Origin of the sequence: Neobacillus niacini, assembly GCF_031456445.1 — a bacterium.
GTDB lineage: Bacteria > Bacillota > Bacilli > Bacillales > Cytobacillaceae > Neobacillus > Neobacillus niacini_I.
The window spans coordinates 40,103-59,816 of sequence record NZ_JAVDUQ010000034.1 but is presented as its reverse complement, the minus strand read 5'-3'; the positions used below and the strand labels follow the sequence as shown (position 1 = coordinate 59,816).

15 protein-coding genes, 1 pseudogene and 1 riboswitch are annotated in these 19,714 nt (G+C 31.3%); of the genes and pseudogenes, 7 read left to right on the top strand and 9 right to left on the bottom strand.

From position 1 onward, the window contains the following. Positions 1-503: 503 nt before the first annotated feature. Both J2Y67_RS22195 and J2Y67_RS22190 read right to left on the bottom strand, forming a co-directional pair. Complete coding sequence (locus J2Y67_RS22195; protein WP_310177574.1) at positions 504-1,079, bottom strand: hypothetical protein; 576 nt, start codon at positions 1,077-1,079, stop codon at positions 504-506. Positions 1,080-1,096: 17 nt separating this feature from the next. Then, on the bottom strand, positions 1,097-2,026 hold the full coding sequence (locus tag J2Y67_RS22190) for a hypothetical protein (protein ID WP_310177573.1): 930 nt from the start codon (positions 2,024-2,026) through the stop codon (positions 1,097-1,099). 417 nt (positions 2,027-2,443) lie between these two features. Here J2Y67_RS22190 and J2Y67_RS22185 point away from each other — a divergent pair, with 417 nt between their 5' ends. After that, positions 2,444-2,584, top strand: a complete 141-nt coding sequence (locus J2Y67_RS22185) for a hypothetical protein (protein WP_310177572.1) — start codon at positions 2,444-2,446, stop codon at positions 2,582-2,584. Positions 2,585-2,960: 376 nt separating this feature from the next. Next, positions 2,961-3,170: a hypothetical protein gene (locus tag J2Y67_RS22180; RefSeq protein WP_028395991.1), complete on the top strand. Its 210-nt coding sequence runs from the start codon at positions 2,961-2,963 to the stop codon at positions 3,168-3,170. A 447-nt stretch (positions 3,171-3,617) separates the two neighbouring features. Here J2Y67_RS22180 and J2Y67_RS22175 read toward each other — a convergent pair whose 3' ends face one another. Next, the gene (locus J2Y67_RS22175; protein ID WP_310177571.1) at positions 3,618-4,478 is read right to left on the bottom strand and encodes a hypothetical protein; all 861 of its coding nucleotides are present in this window, start codon (positions 4,476-4,478) and stop codon (positions 3,618-3,620) included. A 636-nt stretch (positions 4,479-5,114) separates the two neighbouring features. Between J2Y67_RS22175 and J2Y67_RS22170 the strand changes: the two genes are divergently transcribed. Both J2Y67_RS22170 and J2Y67_RS22165 read left to right on the top strand, forming a co-directional pair. Continuing rightward, positions 5,115-10,958 (top strand): ATP-binding protein, encoded by a 5,844-nt coding sequence (locus J2Y67_RS22170; RefSeq protein ID WP_310177569.1) that lies wholly within the window; start codon positions 5,115-5,117, stop codon positions 10,956-10,958. Positions 10,959-10,986: 28 nt separating this feature from the next. Beyond that, positions 10,987-11,865 carry a phospholipase D-like domain-containing protein gene (locus J2Y67_RS22165; protein WP_310177567.1) on the top strand — a complete coding sequence of 293 codons (879 nt, stop codon included), beginning with the start codon at positions 10,987-10,989 and terminating at the stop codon, positions 11,863-11,865. Positions 11,866-12,985: 1,120 nt separating this feature from the next. Next, a riboswitch (cyclic di-GMP riboswitch) is annotated at positions 12,986-13,073 on the bottom strand. A gap of 244 nt (positions 13,074-13,317) precedes the next feature. Here J2Y67_RS22165 and J2Y67_RS22160 read toward each other — a convergent pair. The 6 genes and pseudogenes from J2Y67_RS22160 to J2Y67_RS22135 form a co-directional block, all read right to left on the bottom strand. Next, entirely contained in the window at positions 13,318-13,644 is a 327-nt protein-coding gene (locus J2Y67_RS22160) for a cupin domain-containing protein (RefSeq protein WP_310177566.1), read from the bottom strand. A gap of 25 nt (positions 13,645-13,669) precedes the next feature. After that, positions 13,670-14,116, bottom strand: coding sequence for a carboxymuconolactone decarboxylase family protein (locus J2Y67_RS22155; RefSeq protein ID WP_310177564.1), 447 nt, complete (start codon positions 14,114-14,116; stop codon positions 13,670-13,672). Between the two features lie 134 nt (positions 14,117-14,250). Continuing rightward, positions 14,251-14,745 (bottom strand): RrF2 family transcriptional regulator, encoded by a 495-nt coding sequence (locus J2Y67_RS22150; RefSeq protein WP_310177563.1) that lies wholly within the window; start codon positions 14,743-14,745, stop codon positions 14,251-14,253. 590 nt (positions 14,746-15,335) lie between these two features. Next, on the bottom strand, positions 15,336-16,121 hold the full coding sequence (locus J2Y67_RS22145; RefSeq protein WP_310177561.1) for a permease prefix domain 1-containing protein: 786 nt from the start codon (positions 16,119-16,121) through the stop codon (positions 15,336-15,338). 65 nt (positions 16,122-16,186) lie between these two features. After that, positions 16,187-16,506: pseudogene (locus J2Y67_RS22140) on the bottom strand (response regulator transcription factor). Between the two features lie 36 nt (positions 16,507-16,542). Beyond that, the gene (locus J2Y67_RS22135; protein WP_310177559.1) at positions 16,543-17,100 is read right to left on the bottom strand and encodes a class I SAM-dependent methyltransferase; all 558 of its coding nucleotides are present in this window, start codon (positions 17,098-17,100) and stop codon (positions 16,543-16,545) included. Positions 17,101-17,635: 535 nt separating this feature from the next. On the opposite strand from J2Y67_RS22135, the gene J2Y67_RS22130 reads away from it, so the two are divergent. The 3 genes from J2Y67_RS22130 to rsiV are packed head-to-tail and all read left to right on the top strand — an operon-like array spanning position 17,636 to position 19,511. Further along, complete coding sequence (locus tag J2Y67_RS22130) at positions 17,636-18,097, top strand: DUF3885 domain-containing protein (RefSeq protein ID WP_310177557.1); 462 nt, start codon at positions 17,636-17,638, stop codon at positions 18,095-18,097. Positions 18,098-18,114: 17 nt separating this feature from the next. After that, positions 18,115-18,621 carry an RNA polymerase sigma factor gene (locus tag J2Y67_RS22125; protein ID WP_310177555.1) on the top strand — a complete coding sequence of 169 codons (507 nt, stop codon included), beginning with the start codon at positions 18,115-18,117 and terminating at the stop codon, positions 18,619-18,621. Further along, complete coding sequence (rsiV, locus tag J2Y67_RS22120) at positions 18,618-19,511, top strand: anti-sigma-V factor RsiV (RefSeq protein WP_310177553.1); 894 nt, start codon at positions 18,618-18,620, stop codon at positions 19,509-19,511. Before J2Y67_RS22125 ends, rsiV begins: the two co-directional genes overlap by 4 nt. Positions 19,512-19,714 lie beyond the last annotated feature (203 nt).

Here is a 19,714-nt window from a genome sequence, read left to right as displayed (position 1 = left end):
ATAGTTGGAACGCCGTATGCGGTGAAAGTCGCTTGTACGGTGTGGACGGGGGGAAAAGGGAGCGATAACTTCAAACCCTTACCTATCTGTATGAAGAAGATAATAAAATTGGACCACACATATTAGATATGTCTAATATGTGTGGTCCTTTTAGTGTCAACTGTTCCTCTTTCCTAACTTAAATATAATCAAAGTATATTCCTATATGTATGATGCTGATAAGGCGATGATTTTATTATTATTAAATTAATATATTCTTGCCAGTGCTATATCTCAAGTATCGTGATAACAGCTATGGAGGGAAAGAAATGATTTGTATAAAACTCGATTAATAATTAAATGCTGTTGAATCTGCATTTATTAAGAAATGTATCCTTAAAAAATTTAGGAGTAGCTTATATTAAATTGTATACTATACTTTAGTCTATTAACAACAATGGAGTAATATTGAGTTACGAATTAAAGTGATAAGAAAATCAACAATTCATAATATGAAAGATCAGTCATTGATGTTCTTCCTTTTTTATTTGCTCTTTAATTTCACGTTCTGTTTCTAATGAGACATCTTTAATATGGGCTATTAAAAGAGACCATAAACTCATAACGCCCATTAACACAAAGGCAGAAAATATTAACTTTAAAATGTCTTGGAAAATAGGCAGAAAATTGTATATAAATAATTTTGAAAATAAGGCTCCAATGGTAACTATTAACCAAATAGTTGATGTCCAAATATAAGGTGCAATTGTTCTATAAAACAGGTATCCTTCAATAGGATTATCTTTATCAGTATAACAATATATATCAACTAGTTTATCTTTAGAAAATATTCTAGTTGTTGCAGTTATTAATGCTAAGGTAAAAGACAAGCCAGTAATGCCGGGAGTAAGAAAATCAGATAGTGAAAATGCCTCCATTTTAATAATTGTAAATTTATAAGAAAGAATATAGAAAAGAATTAAAATAAAGAATAGAATTAGCCATACTATCAAAAAAGCCTTACTTAAAATCTCTTTGCGAACATTCCACATGACTTTAAATGGATTAATTTCTATTTCAATGTTATTGTTTTTACCCATTAATTCACCTCATTTATCTATAAAACAATTTTCTTAATTACACTGGTAATGATTTTTTTTCCTTTAGAAGTTATAGATTTTATATACCCTTTTTCCGCATCTTCTTGATAGTAATCGTTTAACTTAGATATATCAATTTTTTCATTTTTTGAAGCTTCCAATTTTCTAATTTCTCTTGCTGCACTTGCAGCTTCAATAGCTCTTGATCTATCTCTTGCTGGATCGCCATTTGGATAAACTAATTCAATTGTGATTTCAGAATACAACCCAGTAAATTCGAATTTTTCATATACTGGGTTTATTGTTACTCGTCCAATGTTAGAATTAGAAGAAAAATTATTTATTTTATCTTGTAGTATTTCTACATAGTCTTCTACAGATTTTCGAGGAGCATCCTTTGTTGAAATATAAATGAATTCTTTTCGTTTATCATATATAAATTCTGATTTTGATTCATTTTTAGGAAAATGCTTAATAAAATACTCAATTTTTTTTGCTCTTTGTATGTATGTAACCGCCATTTTTATTTTAGAAAATGAATCTACCATAAAGACGTTCTCTTTGGATTCCAAAGCCCCCTTTAAAAAAGGGAATTTTAATAGTAAATCGTTTATATAATTCTTTAGCAATTCTCTATGCTCAAGATATTCAACAGAATAATTTATGCCTTCTCCTCTTTCGAAACGATTAACAATTTCTGCATACATTTTTATTATATTTCTGTTTAGTTCAATTAGTTTACTGTATTCAAATGAATTAGCGACCTCACTTATATCTATTTCATCGGAATATTTGATTAATGAGTCATCAATTATTTCATAAGTACTGAATATTTCGCCTAACCCTTTAGGAATAATCTTAGCAATAACTTGCTCTCGATTTGATTTATAATCATAAATCTGTAATGTTTTAGGTTCTAAATTAAGCTTAAATACAAAGTATTCCATATAATCCTCCTAATTTATCCATGTTGTTTTCTAAATATAAATATCTTCTTTCTATAAAAAAAGAACTTTACTCAAAATTAAATAAGAAACTGTAAGGTGAAAATGATATTTCGAATTGTAATATCAGGTAATATATCAAGGTGTAATCATAATTGTTAAAAAAGTCGGTCTTTAGACATAGGAATATTCTGATAGTTATATTCCATTAACAGTATTATAGTGGATATTATATCCAAATGATAGATAAGTTTAATAGTATTCAAAATTGAGAAAAGTTTATATTAGTTAAGCAATGGGTGGGGATGGTACAGATACTGTCATGGAAACTGCACATACTGTATTAATGGCTGATAATCCTTGATAAACTTAAAAAGAAAATTGGTTATAAGTGTTTTGGTCTTTACTAGGGGGAACTAATTGAAAATTGGTGATGTTGTTATATTCAATGGAAAAAAGTATAAAATTGAATGGGTATACGATAGTGGATATTGTGAAGTTAGACATATTGAAAATAAGAATATTGTCTTTGTAACAATCACGGATCTTCAGCCAGAATAAAATTTTAATGTTTTACAACAATTTGTTTCTATCTTAGCGATTCTTCAATAACGAAGGATTGCTTTTTTTCTGATTAGTCAAGTTGTTTTCTAAAATTATATATAAAGCAGTTTTGTGTAACTATTTAAGAAGATTGTGAAAAATTGCACTTAAACAAACGGGTGCAAGAGTTAAAGATCCCAGCTGCCAACGAAGGCGGCTTTTCTTTTTGTGCTAAAGGGGGCAGATTACTTCAAGAATCAAAATAACGCTCTGTTTAATTGAGTGTCAGCTCATGTTATAATGAGAAACTTAGGATAATTACGACTTTTGCTCATGATTGAACGGATGCAAAGAAAAGCCTCCGTCTAACGATAAAATATGGAGGTGTAAGTGAATGAATAAACGATGGACGATCGGTAAAATTAAAGAATTTGTTGAGAACAATTCGGAAAGTAAGTTGCTAACGACGGAATATCACGGTTTTTCTCAAAAGTTACTATTTAAATGTGCATGTGGTAGCAACTTTGAAAAAACATTTACAAAATTTAAAAATAATAACCAACGTAAATGTGATGTGTGCCAACCACCAAAAGCGTCACGCTAAACGTATAGCGAATAAACAAAGTGCCGATTTCTATTAAATAGAAGTTGACGCTATTTTTAAAAAATTTCGATTAATCACCTTACTCCTTCTTATTAGAGGTAAGGTGATTTTTTATTGGATATTTGTGTTAATTTTACTGAAAGATTGTGAAGTAATTTACTTAAGCTAATGGGGCAGATTAGTTCAAGAGTGGTGTTTAACATGTGTTCCACAATCGGGCCATTTAAATGCTTAATGAATATACAAAATGGACCTCATTTAATTTGCTAGAGCATCTGATCGTGACATAAGAAAAGAGCTGGCTATAATAACCGATCTTTTACTAAATCCATCTAATCATATTAGTTATGGCATTTCAAACCTCGTTTACTTTTCAGTTATTTTCATAATTTTATGTGCAACAACCACTTCAGTTCCAGAGAGTCTTAGTGAACAAAATAATACGTGTTACTTGTCTAAAATATCTTGGCATGCATTCCTAGCAGCTTCCAAATCCTTATAATGATCCATTTTACCTTTATAGTTAAATTCCCCTGTTTCATCATTCATTGTCGCAATTAATTCTCGTAATGTCTGAACACGTTCCAACCAGCCTTCAATAGGATCAGATGAATCGTCATATTTACCTGTTTTCATTCCATTGATGCTTGCTTTGCAATGTTCAATATCCCTTTGATCTAGAACATCATTAGCTATTTCCTTTTGCTCTTTTTTAGGTACAGCCTTTAAAACTTCGATAGATTTCTTGGAAAAATCCCCATCCTCATCTAGAAGTTTTCCAAGAACCTTTTCAGAATAACCTTTCTTATTCAACACAGACTGAAGGATTTCAAAAGATCCAAAAGCAGGATTATCCTTTTTCCCATATCCATCTAATACTTTGCTGTCAAAAACAACCAACGCCAATGAATAGGTCATATATGGGTATAAGTTGATATCGTCATTTCTTTTGAACAAATCTTCGCCTTTCCAGTAATATTCATAATAACCGTCCGCATCTGCTTTGGTGATTTTATCAATCGGTTTATAATCAATCCCTTTATCGTTTACATATTTAATCCAATTATCTTCCAGCACTCCAAAGTTGGTTTTTCCATCACCATCAACGAGAATTCCACCTTCAAAATCATAGATGATATCAAGCATTTTTGATAATTTTGGTGTCGCATACACTTTTTCTTCTACAGGTGGCTCTTTCGGTGTAACTTTTGGTGGATCTTGAATCGTACCATCGTTGCCCTTTTTGCTACAAGATGCTAATAAAAGTAATAACAACACAATTCCTAAAAATATCCTTTTTTTCAACATTGTACTTCCCCCTATTTTCTTTTCTCTCTCTAACTTTTGAGGAAATTTCCTTAACCCTTTTGATAAAAAAGTGTAGTTTTTTCACACAATTTGGAAATGCCTGCTAAAATATTATTATAGCAAACATACTATCAAAACAAGTATTGATTATATCAACTTATCATTCATTCACCATATCGTGAATCACGATAACACTATTTAGAAAGCCATAACACCATATCATATCTTGTTAAGGTTCTTTTCTAAATTCACCGTGATGTGAGGTGAATACGAAACAATAGGAGTGAATTTTTGAAATAAGAGAGACGTTAAATGTGAGAGGGGAAAGATTAGCACCAAACATTGGTTAGTTTAATTGTGGATGACGAATTTAAAAGCAATGAGCTTTAATGAATTGGTCATCAATTGATAATGTTTATAGCGAATTTCAGACAGAATCAACAAAATTAATTTTATTGATTGAAAAACGCTCAAAGTTTATTTGGAAATAAACACAATAAAAGTGGTAGTTGGAGAACAAAAGAATTATCAAAATATGATTTTGAAAGATTAGAATATGTTGAACAAAATGGGTTTTGAATGGAAGTATGATAAAAAAAGCTGTTTCAATGAAACTTTTGTATAGAGGTGAATAATGTGGCTCTAAATGCAGCTCATAGAGGATATATATATCAAGATTTAGTAACGGCATGCTTCTTTGTTCAATCGATTGTCCACAACTATGAAAGCGTTGTTGTTGATAAAAAGTTTTTTAAAGGGGATTCGCTTGATGATTTAACCTTTTTTAAAAATGATAAATCGGAAAGAAGACAATTTAAATATAGTCAGAATAGAATTTTACAATTAGACGACTTAAAGGAAGAAAAAGGTTCAATCAATCTAATTGATATTATTAATAGTCATCTTGAATTTAAGTATGATGGTGAAAAAGAATACAGATTATGTTTAGCATGGGATGAACCCCTTGATGATGATTTATTAATGGTTCTTGAGTTAGTAAACAGTGAACCAAGTTTAGGAATTTTAAATACAAAGTGCTATAAGATTAAAGCCGATAAATTATGGCCGGATAATGCTAAACCTATATGGGATGGAATAGCGGAATTAAATATAAGTAGAGATGGATTTATAGAATTATGTAACATTCTTCTAATAGAGTTAGATTGGCCAAAGGCATCATTAGATTTAAAAGCTCCTGGTTTGTTAGAGCAATATCTCGTCAATACTTTAGAAGAACAAATTGGAGTAGGTAAGTATCCAAATGAAGATAGAAATGCAATAGATGTTGCAGCTACATTAATTAGACTCGCAACTATTTGTAGAGCAGATAGTAAAACTATTACTCCTAAAGAAATTATTAAACAGTTAGGACTAAGAACCGATTTCGGTAAAGTAGCACAAAAAAATGTAGTTGACGTAAAAAGATATATTAATAGAGAGGCTGTTTTTGAGGAATTTAAATCAATAATTAATGATCCATATACAATTTTGATAGGAACACCTGGCTCAGGGAAATCTTGGCTATTATCGATGTTGTATGAGGAATTAAAAGAAGATTACTTAGTTGCTAGACACTATTGTTATTTAGAACCAGGAGATCAAGAAATCCAAAGACGTATCACAACTAACGTTTTATTTGGAAATCTAATATCAGATTTGGTTAGTACGGATGAAGATATGAGATTTTCAAAGAAAGCCTTATTTAGTGCAGATGAAGATGAGTTAAATAATATTTTAGAACAGGCATCTCTTAAGTACGAGAAAGTTTATTTGATTGTAGATGGGTTGGATCATATATCAAGAGTATTCAACTCAGTGACAGATTTATCAAGGGATGAAGTTGATATTATTGAAAAACTTACAATGTTGAATATACCCCACAATGTACATATTATTTTAGGCACACAGCCTGGTAATCATCTAGATCCTTTATTCAATTTAGAAGGAGTAAAGCTTTATGAAATTCCAAATTGGGAAAGAGAAGAGATAAAAGGATTATTTATTAAATATGGCTTGGGAGAAAAGCTGAAGCCTTTATTATCTTTAGAGGAAGATTTTTATAATAAGTTAAAAGAAAAAACAGAAGGAAATCCACTATATATTACTTTTTTAATAAAGCGTCTATCAATGGATTTAGATAACAAAATAATTGATATAGAACAATTTTTATATGATTTACCACCTATAGAGGGGGATATCCGAAATTATTACGAGTATCTAATTCAATCGACAGAAGATTCGGGAGCAGTTTTTGTAGGAGAAGTATTATCTTTGGTAGATTTTGGGTTGACCGAAACGGAATTAAAAGAAATTCTCCTTCCATATGCCAGAATGGTTCCAAAAGCATTAGAGTTATTAGCACCAATATTAATTGATGTGTCAGTTCAAGGTGGCGTAAGAGTATATCATGAGAGTTTTAGAAGATATATCATTGAAAGATTAGAAAATGAGGGTGGCTCTATTCAGGAAACCATAGCGCCTATTATAGATTGGTTAAAAAAGAGAGACTTCTTTTTAGATTCAAAATCATATGAGTTTTTATTAGGTATGTTGAGAAAAGCTGAATTATTTGATGATATTGAAAACATCGTGAATAAAGAGTTCATAATTAATAGTATTGCTTATTGTCATCCTAAAAAGGCTATTGAAGAAAATTTAATTTTAGCATCGAATGTTGCGAAAAATATCAATAATTATGTATTTCAAATACGTATAAATGAATTGAAAAAATCATTGTATACAGCTTATGAAGAAAAGTTAGGAAATATACGATTATATGCTGAAACATTTGGTTTACTATATGGATATGAGGTTTTAGCACAAAGGTTGCTATTAGATGGACGTATAACATTTGATATCGAATCAGGCCTCGTACTTTGTGATGTAATTGATAAAAATCAAGAGATAGCTCCTTGGGCAGAGTACTGTGAAGCTTACAGAAATCTTGATCAACAAGATAATTTAGAGGCAGACTTATCCTTTTTTAAGGGTGTCTTGAGGTTAGAAGTTTGGGATGAAATAAAGCCCAATTTATCAGATTGGTTCTTAAAACAAAATGAAGGAATCGATTATCCATATATTAAAGGAATAATAAAAATATTGCTGGAATTAGAAATTGAAGACTTTATTTTTGAATTGTTAAATATGGAATTGAATGACGAAGTTAAAAGTCTTGTTAGGTTTGAACTGATAAAATTTCTAATTGAAAAAGATAAAGGTAAAGCAAGTAAATTGATATCTACTATTCTGCCAAAAGATTTTTCAGAGGATTTAGCATTACTATGTTTGAAGCTAGAAAAAACACCTTTCTTAGAAGAATTAGTTTTTGAGCAACCAAATGAAATTGAACTATTTATAGGTAGTACTCATATCTCTGAACCAAAAAATATAGGTAAATGGATTAAATCTATTAGGTTACATGCAGCAAAACAAAATAATAGTGTATTAAAAGCTGAATTAAATAGAGTTAGTGGTGAAGGCTGGTACAAAAAATGGCTCGAATTTATTATTAAATCCTCACAAATAGAATTTGATGAGTTTATGAATGAGTATGAAAAAGAGAGAGCGATATTAGATTCATTTCATTTAATGGAGAGGATAGTCAGTCCATTCCAAGGTAAACCAAGAGCCTGTGATTTACACAGTATAGAAAAAGCCATTTATATGTCCTTTAAAAATAGAATTGAGTATGTCGTAAGTGAAGCTGGTTGGATAGAACTAACATTAATATTGGAGAATATTACAAATAAAACTACAACTTATTTGATGGGAAGTCCAGGTGGTCCTTTAACTTCTTCCGAATTACTTGAGTTATTGAACTCGTTCGCATTTAAAGAACAAGCGAAGGAAGCAATTGCGGAATCAATAAAAAGACTTACTAATGGTGCAAGTAAAAAAGGTGAGTATTTTGAAATTCAAGCTGAACATGAGATGTATTATTCAATGATTATGAAAAAGCTTGATAACGAAGAAGAAGCTTTTTCGAGTTGGAATAGAGTTTGTAGATATTTAGCTTCTTATGGTTTTCATAAAGATGTTACTATTTATGAATTATTAGATAGTGCAGAATATATTCTGGGATTGTCTGACGAATGGATAAAAGAGAAACTATTTGAGGTATTACCACTTTTAAATAGGATAATAGTTCATACGGATAAAAAGGAAGTTAAAAATATTCATAACGATTGGTTTAGTCTTTTAGTTAAAGTAGACTTCAATATAGCTGTTAAATTATTATCCAAATCTATTAAGATTGGTGGAGGGAAAATAGATTGGAGATTAGATGATGCGTTAGAAACAATTTTATTTTTTTGTGATACGATTTTACCTGCTGATGCTTTTATAGTTTCTGTATTGTCTTGTAGTGTTCCTTTTAGTAGCAAGCTAATTAAAAAATTGTTGAAAGCAGTTGAAAATTTATGTGAAAGTGATTCTGTTATGGCACAGCATCTCTACGGCTTGATAAAAGCAAGAATTTTTGAAAGTAATTTAGATCAAGAAATAGTAAACATACTTAATAATTATGAAGAGACAAAGCAACAAGAAGAGTCAAAGAAGAAATATATAGATGACAATAAGCCTAAAAACGTGTTTAAAGAATTTACATTAAATATTTCTAGTTCATCTCCCTTAGAAATAATTTCATATATCAGGGGGTTGAAAAAAGAAGAGTTATGTTCGGATCAGTTTATTAATGCAATAGGTTATAAATTACTAAGTTATTTAGATTCTAATAATGACTTAGAAGTATTTAAAATAATTGATTTATTAGCAAAAAAATTTAGATTTTATCCTAAGGAATTAATATATACATTTAAATCGTTAATGGAAGGATTAGAGAGACAAAATATTTATGAGCCTTCTATCTATTTAGCTATTTTACAATTTACGAGAGTTTATGAAAACAGTTGGAAAGCTTTTGGTGGGAAAAAGATTGTTTCTAAAATAGAAGAATACTATAAAGTACATCCAGATATAGTACAACAATTTTTACAGAAGGAGATTGTAAATTATATAGAAAAAGAGGCCTCATCATTTGGCGTAACATCAAACTTAATTTTTCTGTTTAAAACAATTAATTTAGATTTAGCTAAGAATTTATGGCAGGAAGCATTTGAAATAATAGAATTAAGATTGAAAACAGAAAAAGACTTTTTAGGGCCTTTTATTAAGCTTGAGGATCAACATGATGGAGCCGGAAATCTAGAAAATGTTATAGAACTAGTACTTTCCAGAATGACACATCCAGAACTTAAAAGAAAAAGTTGGGCGTTATGGGGAATTCTTTATTACTACTATAATTACGAAAACGAATTTATATACGCTATAAAAGAATTTACAAAAACTGATATATATGAGTCAATGTTTGAAGTGATTTTAAGCATTTTATTAGAAAAAGAAATACCTCTACAGTTAAAAGAGGTTGAATGGCCAGAATATTTCCTAACAACGGATTATTATAGTATCAATAATCTTAGCCAAATGATTTTAGAATTAGATAATCCATTATCTGCAAAAACATTGAGAGATAAAGAAATAATCGGAGACCATATAGATGAAAGTATTCTGTCTTTTGATAAAATACGAGCAGCTATAAATTTGGAAGAACATTTACTAGGTATTATTGAAAAAGTTTGTCGTTCTTTTAAAAAAGTGTTTGATAATAATGAATCCTATCTAGAACAAATGCGAGATATGTATAATTTGTTTAGAGCAAGTAGAGATAGGATCCTCCCCGGAGTAGATTATTGGGGTATAGAGAATGAAATATATAAACAAGTTCTTAATAAGGAAGTGTACAATTATTCAAACTCAAATCCCTTGTTATTAACAAATTTAATAAACGATTTAAGAATACCCATTACAATGAAAAATAGTAAAATCTGTAGACCATCTAATACAAATATTGATTTAAATAATAATGTTCCACAAAAAACTGAACTATACGGATTTGAAGGTTGGATTAGAATTGCTAGTATTCAAAATGAAGTTATATTAGATGAAGGCTATCCTCCTAATATGAAATATATGCGTAAGTCATATCAAGGAATATTAGCAACTACTCTAGAAGATAGTTTTGATTTTTATTTTCCTTTTGAGAAGGAGGAAAGTCTGGATTGGTGGTATATAGATGAGTCTTCACAGCTAAATTTTGAGTATTATGAACCAAGAGCACTAATCAAGTATTCGAAAGTTTATAATGATTTTGGAAGGTATCAAATGTTAAAACTAGATGATGCAATTATAAATGAACTTAAATTAAGACCAGTAGATTTTCCTTCGGCTTTTAATCTTATTGATCAGAATAATGACATTGCAGTGGTTTATAGAAATTGGGAATATGACTTGATTGGTTCGGATTTAAGTGAAGAAACATTTAGATGCGCGGGATACGAACTTGTTATGAGACCAGATATTTACGATAGATTGTTAGAAAATTTTAAAGGACAAATTCAACTGTATACAAAAATTATAGATTAAGTGCCATTTTTAGAGGAGTAATTGCTAGATGAATAAAATCCATTTTAAAGAGCATCAACAGGTAATCTTAAAAGAATTAAGTAGTTCTAAAAAAAAGGTTTTAATTGCAGTTGCGTGGTTAAATTTTGAATTATATGAAACGTTATTTTTAAGTTTAGCCTTGAAAGGAGTAAAAATAAAAATTATCATCAATGATGATTTTATTAATAATCGTTATAAAGAAAGTATAAATTTATTGGAAAAAGTAGGAGTGAAAGTAAAAAAAATTCGTATGCTTTCTCCTAAAAACTATATGCATCATAAATTTTGTATTATAGATGGAAAAAAGATTTTGATAGGATCTTTTAATTGGAGTAAGAATGCGAATTCCAATTTTGAGAATTTAATGGAATTAGATGATACGAATATTATTAATGGTTCCAAAGCAGAGTTTGAGTATCTATGGGATCTTAATAAGGAGACAATAAAACTTCAAAAGAAGTTGAAGTGTAAAAATTGTTCTGTAAATAAGTGTAATTTGATGATTTTACGTGAAGACAATCAACATACTGAATATAAAATCGTTTCTGTATGTGGTTGTGATAACTACAAAGAATTAGCAACGGATTACCTAGATATCCGTCTGCACAGTACTATATTAGGAATAATTGACTCATATAGTGAACAAATTGAAAGTTTACAAGAACATCTTGAACAAATTGAGGTTCTTAACTTAGAATGTGAGTATGATTTGTTAGAAATATTTAGAGGCTTGCAAGCAGATTATCATATTCATGGTGTAGCTAAACTACAATATGAAGTAACTTCACCTGATGGAGATGGTGAATGGAACACGAAAGTTATTTGGAAAGACCGTTTTGCATATGATTTAGAAGAAAATTATTATCATACTTTTAATTTAATATAAGATTTTCATGAATAAGTGTAAATTAAACACCTTCATTATTTCTAAGCAAAAAAAGGACAGATTACACTTTATTAGATAATACTCATAGGACCAGTATAGTGCAGGACATTAACTAAGGAATAATTTATACTTAAAGGTTTAAAAAAAGTGTCATTTATTCATTCTATATAGAGTAAAAGATGCTACAAACAGTCGTACTTATGTGGAATCTTCATTTGCTGAAAAGTTGAGCCATCCCGTTTATTTCAAAAATATTTACTGTTCCTTTTACTCTCTATTTTAATTCCTGCAGCAGTTTGAAGGAAAATGTTTTGTAAAGAAGGCAGGACTTTTGATGCTATTATTGGTGTTTTTTGCTTGAAAACTTGGATTTTTAAACTAATTCTTAGCTCCTCTCTCAAGCCAGAAGGCCTTTTATATTTGTTCTGTTTAGTGCCTTTATTATAGAAATAACGAATTAGTGAACTTACTTTAATAAGAAATTAGTTGGAGTAATTATAGGAACTTTGAATAATATAACAACCATATTAGTTACCAACAATAATGTCAGTATGATTTTTATATAAATTTTTAGTTACTAACATTAATGTAAATGAAGAAAATTGAAAATGACAGTAAAACCATTGATAATAAGGGATTTGTTAGTTACCAACAATAATGTCAGTGAACATTTATGTTCCCGTCAATCATAGTTGGTAAATAGCACGAGTGAAATCTGGACTTTTCCCCCAGTTTTCCTCGTGTTTTTTGTTTGAAAAAACCAGAGAAGAAGCCTGAATAAAAGTAGGATAGAATGTCAGATAACCCCCGACAAATCAACGATTTCAAAAAGAAAAACCAGAAGAAAAGAGAGAAACAAGGCAGGAGAAAAAGCAGGAACTCCCACTCTAAACCTCCTAATTCCTGTTATTCTATTGTACAACTATGTTTTCCTAAAAATCCTGATTTCTGACAAAAAGCAGGAGAAAAAGCGGGAGAAATATTGTAAGTTTATGTTTTGTTAAATGAGTCCTCATAAAACGAGAATCATCTGCAAGTAGAATCGTTTTCAAAAGTAAACATCCTTTCGCTAAATTAGGCAATTTAGGAAAGACGGTATAAATTTACATACAGGAAATATCCTGGCAACCAGGCTACCATGACGACTAATACGTTTTAGGTCCTTGGCTTTGCGTCTTTTACTTTCGTAAAATTTGCCCATACCTATAGTATATATCGAATAATGTCAAAAAATGGAGAGAATCACAAAAATTATTCATTTTTAGAAGTTAAAAAAATAGGAAAAACCGCATAGACTTTTATTCTTCTGCGGTTTTGTTATAACGTAATTATTTTTTTATACTTTTCATGCAGATGTATTTATAGGATGTCGATATAAAATCCCATGCCCGATAACTGAACAAGATTTCTGCTATTGACCTCAGTCGGAAATAATAATCTGACACAAATCTTCTATTTCTCGTCTATAAATGCACCGATTATAACAATGGTGTCGCTATTGCTTGAATTTTTTAAACCATGGTTGACTCCGATTGGAAATTGATAAAAGCTCCCACTCTTTCCTGTATAGGTTGTATCCCCAATTGTTGCTTCAAGCAATCCATCTAATACATACGCAAATTCCGTTTTATCTGGGTGTTGATGTAATGGGAATTCTGAACCTGGTTGTATCTTAACTATCTTCATACTGCCATTTTTGTGGTTCATTAACGGCTTCCCTTCAAAACCTTTTACAGGCATAGCCTTCCATTCTAAATCATCAATGTTTATTTCAACCATTACCGTTGCCTCCTTGTGAAAAAAATTAAAAGCACTCAGGGTACATTCCTGTAGAAATCGCCATTCTATTCCAGCAATTGATGGTGTTAATCGCCATGATTAAGTCCACGTATTCTTTTTCCGTAAAGAACTCCCGAACCTTTTTATACAAATCTTGTGGAACACCTTTATTTGAGATAAGTGTAACTGCTTCGGTTAATTCAAGAACTGCCTTTTCTTTTTCAGTAAATAAGTCATTTGCCTCATGCCAAACACTAATCAAATTAATGCGTTGTGCTGTTTCCCCCATTTTAAGTAAGTCTTTGGTGTGCATATCCAAACAAAAAGCACAGCCATTAATTTGTGAGGCTCTAATTTTAATTAGTTCATAGAGATTTTTATCAAGCCCACTTTTACTCATAAATCCTTCCAGTTTAATGAGTGTGTTAAATGACTCAGGATTTTCAGTACGATAGTTAAAATGTAAAGTCATAATCAATTTCCCCCATTTTATATGAATTTTTTCTATGTAAATATAAGACATAGACGAAAGAAAAGTTAATACCATTGGTAAATCAATATAAAAGTTATTAAGGACATTATTTATCTGCAATTTGGTTTAAAAAATTAGGACTTGTTAAAAAAGTCCTTAGTTTCTACGAAGAATTTTTCAGGAAGAATGCCTTCTAAATCTTGCATTAACCATAGCAAGTTCTTTTCTTTAAGATAATTACGCATGTGTTCTTCTGCTTCGAGCATGACAACATTTATTTTGCATGGTATTTTGGCTAAACATTCAGGATAACCAGTATCCTGATATAAAAAACAATTTTTTCGTATATTTTTGCATTGAAATATTGGTTTTGAGCCTTCAATCGCCTCTACCACATCCCAAAAAGAAATATCCTCTGGTCTTTTTGTTAATTGATAGCCCCCTTTAGCACCAGGTATTGAACTCACAATTTCAGCCTTCGTTAATTTAGTAAAAATTTTTGATAAATATGTTTCGGACACTCCTTGAAATTTAGCGAGTTCTTTTATTCCGATATTCGACCCTGTAGGGGGATTAATAAGATAAAGCAAACAATGAAGAGCGTATTCAACTCCAATGCTATACTGCATACGAACCTCCAAAAAAATAATAATAGATAACTATTATCTACAATAAAGGTATTGTGGGATTTTGTCAAATTAGGTAAATTGATTAGGCGGTTAGTCCCCCGAACAAGTGATTGGCAGGGAACTCAAGGATTTTTTACCTGCCGAAATAGCTCTTAAAAAATACGAATATTATTCAAGAGCTTGGAATGGCGAAGAGAACGTAACATACACTGGAGAAATTAACGGTATTGGAAGGATATTATCATTTCGTTCGATTTTTTTGAAAAACAATGCAACATTTTTCTTTTGAGAAAAAGAAAAGGACCCTTCTTGGTCCTTTTGTATAACTTCTTCACAAATTTATTTGTTCCTTTATTATCGTATCTATTTTAACGTTGTGTTTTAAAAACATAATATTTTTCTTCGCCCATTCGTGTAAATATGAAATAGTATCTACTTAAACGCTTATTAAAATCTTTAACTAAATCACAAACTCAAATAAATCTGCCAGAAATATAATGGCGGGAAGGTGTCCACATTAACTAATTTTCGTTTCCACAAGAAATGACTACTCTTATTAAGTAGTGGCAAACGTTCGTTTGATAATTATTTTATAGATGCCTAAATTGCCTTTTTTCAAGTAATCGATAAATGAAATAGCCCAAAACATTAAATACAATAAACATTAATGTCCAACCTGCGTTTAGCCTTTTTTGATGATAGGCATTGATAATTGCCCAAATAGAGAATAGAGTCCAATAAACAGCCATACCCACAAATAAGACCACAGTTTCTAGCATGCCAAAACTTCTGTGTTCCATTTCGGTATACCAGTGGTCATCACCGTTTCCATAAGGATAAAAGTCAGTTCCTAACCACTTAGGACCCCATACTATTCTTTGGTAAAGATAGTCTGGTTTAGCGTTTTCTACATAGTTAAAAATATTTTCGTAATCTTCACCTTGTTTTATATTGTTTACATTGAAAACTTTAACGGAAGAAATATGATTTGTTCCTTTTACTAATGTTTCTATTTTTTGTTTCATTTCTGGTGAAATGACTTCTTTGTTTTCTAATATATTATTTATTTGCGTAGCGATTATAGATAGTTCATTCATTTCTGACTCTGTTTTTTGATAAAGGAAGCCAAAAACAGATAAGGATAATAATAGAAATGCTAATGCAATATAAAGTACTCGTTTTGCAAATATTTTTTGTGCCTTAAATAGTTGTCCAACAATAGAACGAATTTCATTTTCCCCACCAAAACGTTCAATTGCTATTTGAATTGCTTCTTGTTCCGTTTTTCCCCCTGATTGCAACTCATAAACTGCTTCCAGTAAGTGATTTTTCATTTCTGCTTTTAATTCTTCCAGTTCTTTTTTATTTCCGCTCATATTTTGATAAATGGAATCGACATATTATATCGCCTAAGTTGAGATTTCACTCTTGCAATGAGTTCTTACGGGTTAAATGGTTTTGACATATAATCATCCGCACCAGAAGCAAGCCCTTGGATTTTGTTCATATCTTCTGATTTTGCTGAAATCATGATAATAGGCATATGACGTTCTTCTCTAATTTTGATACACGCTTCGATTCCATCCATTTTTGGCATCATAATATCTAAAATAATAAGGTCAAATTCTTCACTTCCAATAATTTTAACGCTTGAAGAGCATCTTCTGCCATTTTAGTTTGGATACCTTCATTTTCTAAATAAACAGAAATTAGGTTCCTTATTTCTTTATCATCATCGACAATTAAAATTTTCGTACCCAATTCAATTCACCATCCTTTATAACTTTTTTTTTAACATCAATTTTGGCAACTTAATACAAAAGCAGGTGGAAGATTTCTGTATTCATGTTTCACATCAATCTTCTTGAAGAATTTATTGATTAATGCTTTTTTTAATAGGGTATATTGGAATGTAATAAATTTCCCCTTGTTGTTCAATAGCTTTTTTGTTTTATATAAAATAATATTGGAAACACTCTTAGGCAAACTTGCAAAAGGTAATCCAGAAATAACATAGTCTATATAAGGGATGCCGTATTCTTTTGCATATTTGTCAATGTTTTCTGCTGATCCATTAATGATTATAAGTTTTTCCTCGTTTTTGTATTTCTCTTTTAACAGCTTATAAAAACCTTCATTCGTCTCAATTAGCATCACAACTGTATTTGACTTTCTACTTTTGATAATTTTATCGGTAAAGACTCCCGTTCCAGAGCCGTATTCAACAATATATTTTGCAGTTTGAAAATCAACAGTCTGTATCATCTTTTCGGCAAGATAATTCGAACTCGGCAAAACAGCTCCAATTTTCCTTGGGCTAAAGAGATATTGAAGAAAAAACTTTAAAGATTTCATATCCTATTCACTCCTTAGATTTTATTTTCTACTTCATCGTAGACTTAAAACCTAAAGAAACTGTGATAGAAATTATTAAGAATTCTTAAATATAGTTGTCTATGTCTCAAACTAAAAATACCGCTTCTTAAATAAAAAGAACATTCCTTAACCGAAGGCCTGCTGAATCGGATCAGGATAGTGCCCGTGAAGAGGAAAAAAGCAGAGGTGCGGGAACTATCAAGTGCTGATAGTGCCCAGGAGGAAGAAAAAAGCAGACGCGCGGGAACTATCAGGTGTTGATAGCTCCCGTGAAGAGGAAAAAAGCAGAGAAGCGGGAAGTATCGAGTGTTGATAGTGCCCAGGAAGAAGAAAAAAGAAGAGGCGCGGGAACTATCAGGTGTTGATAGTGCCCGTGAAGAGGAAAAAGGCAGAAGAGCGGGAAGTATCAAGTGCTGATAGTGCCCAGGAAGAAGAAAAAAGAAGAGGTGCGGGAACTATGAGGTGCTGATAGTTCCCGTGAAGAGGAAAAAAGCAGAAGAGCGGGAAGTATCAAGTGTTGATAGTGCCCAGGAGGAAGAAAAAAGCAGAGGCGCGGGAACTATCAGGTATTGATAGCTCCAGTGAAGAGGAAAGATTCGAAATTTCAAATCCGATAATACCATACAATGCAAAAGAAAATTTGAAACAAACATTTCAACGTTCCATTTCTTTGTTTAAAAAGGTGTTTGATGAGAGAGATGAGATTCTGCTGGTTACTGATGTGCTTACAACAAGTAATAATCACTTTCTTCAGAGGAAACTGAACTGCACCCCCATTGTTAGACACACTTTACAATTGGAGGTGCAGTTTTTTATGGTGAAACTTATACCACGGAATAAATTACTTAGAATTCCAAATAGCGAATATACAGGTGCAAAAAAGACGTTTAAGTTGCACAGGATCACATTTATTCTAAAACTTTTTATAGGAACTGTGCGTCTATTATCCAGACGTCTAAAGAAAAAAATTTTTTGAGGGGAAGAGCTGCAGCAATGGAAGTAGCAAATTTAGAAGAAATTATTGCAAACTTTGTGATTCAAAACAAAGAGAATTATTACAGGCTGGCTTATTACTATGTGAAAAACTCTGCTGATGCACTGGACGTAGTGCAAGAGGCAATTATCAAGGCCCTTTCCAAGAAGGAGTCGTTGAAAAATCCCGACGCGATTAAGACTTGGTTTTATCAAATTGTTGTTCATACAGCGCTTGATCTGCTTCGAAAACAGAAAAGGTCGGTTATTGTTGATGATGAGACTTTAACAATCTATGATTCTGGACACACAGATCATTATGATGATATGGATCTAAAAAAAGCACTCGATACCTTGCCCATCCAGTATCAAAGTGTCATCGTTCTGAGGTATATGGAAGACTTGAAAATTAATGAAATCGCACTAGTGTTAAATGAAAATGCGAATACTGTGAAAACACGGTTGTATAAAGCGTTAAATCTACTGCGTATTCAGTTGGATGAAGTTGAAGAGGGGGATTTCCAATGACTGCTAAAAAGATGGAAGAATTGAAAAAGGAATACGATAATATTTCGATTCCAAATGAGCTGGATTTTGTCGTTCGAAAGGCATTACAACAAGGGGGAGTTCAAACTAAGAAAGCCAAGAAAATCTATAAAAAGGTATACGCCGGAATCGGAGCTGCAGCCGTTTTATCTTTCATCCTTGGAATGAATACAAGTGCAGCATTTGCATCCACCATGTCTAAAATACCTGTGATCGGCTCGGTGGCAAAAGTGGTTACGTTCAGAACTTATACCGTTAACGAAGATCAATCCAAAGCAGATATTGCCGTTCCTAAAATCCAAGGGGTAAAAAACAAAACACTGGAAAACTCCTTAAATAAGAAATATATCGAAGAAGGCAAAGCACAGTTTAAAAACTTTAAAGAACAGGTGAAGTATGTGAAAGGGGCTGGAGGCGGCCACGTAGGGATTAAAAGCGGGTATGAAGTCAAAACGGATAACGATCAAATTCTTTCGATTGAACGCTATAACGTAAGCACAACAAATGGGTATGCTTCAACTCAATTTGACACCATAGACAAGCAGCATGAAATTCTTATTACATTGCCAAGCCTATTTAAAAACGACAGCTACATCGGCGTGATTAGTGAAAATATAAAAAAACAAATGCGTGAGCAATATGCTCAAGATCCAAGCAATGTCTATTGGATTGCTGGTATATCAGATTTTCCAGGTGATGCCTTGTTTCAAAAAATTAAGAAAAACCAAGACTTCTACATCAATAAAGATGGCAAGCTGGTCATTTGTTTCCAAAAATATGAAGTCGCTCCAGGTGCAATGGGCGAACCGGAATTTGCCATTCCAACAAAGCTTATTAGCAATATTTTAGTAAGTAATACTTTTATTAAGTAACTCTTATATAGGATCAAGACTGAATTAGAGGTGAAGAGCAGTTCTAATATTTTTTAGCGCTGCTCTTCGCCTTTTTCGAGTTGTGGGGCAAAAGTTTGTATTTTATTTAAAACTTTTTAAAGCTGCTGGGCGTCTATTGTATGTTTAATCATATTTGAACATAAAATTTTTTGTGAACATCCCGTGTACATATACTGGAGGAA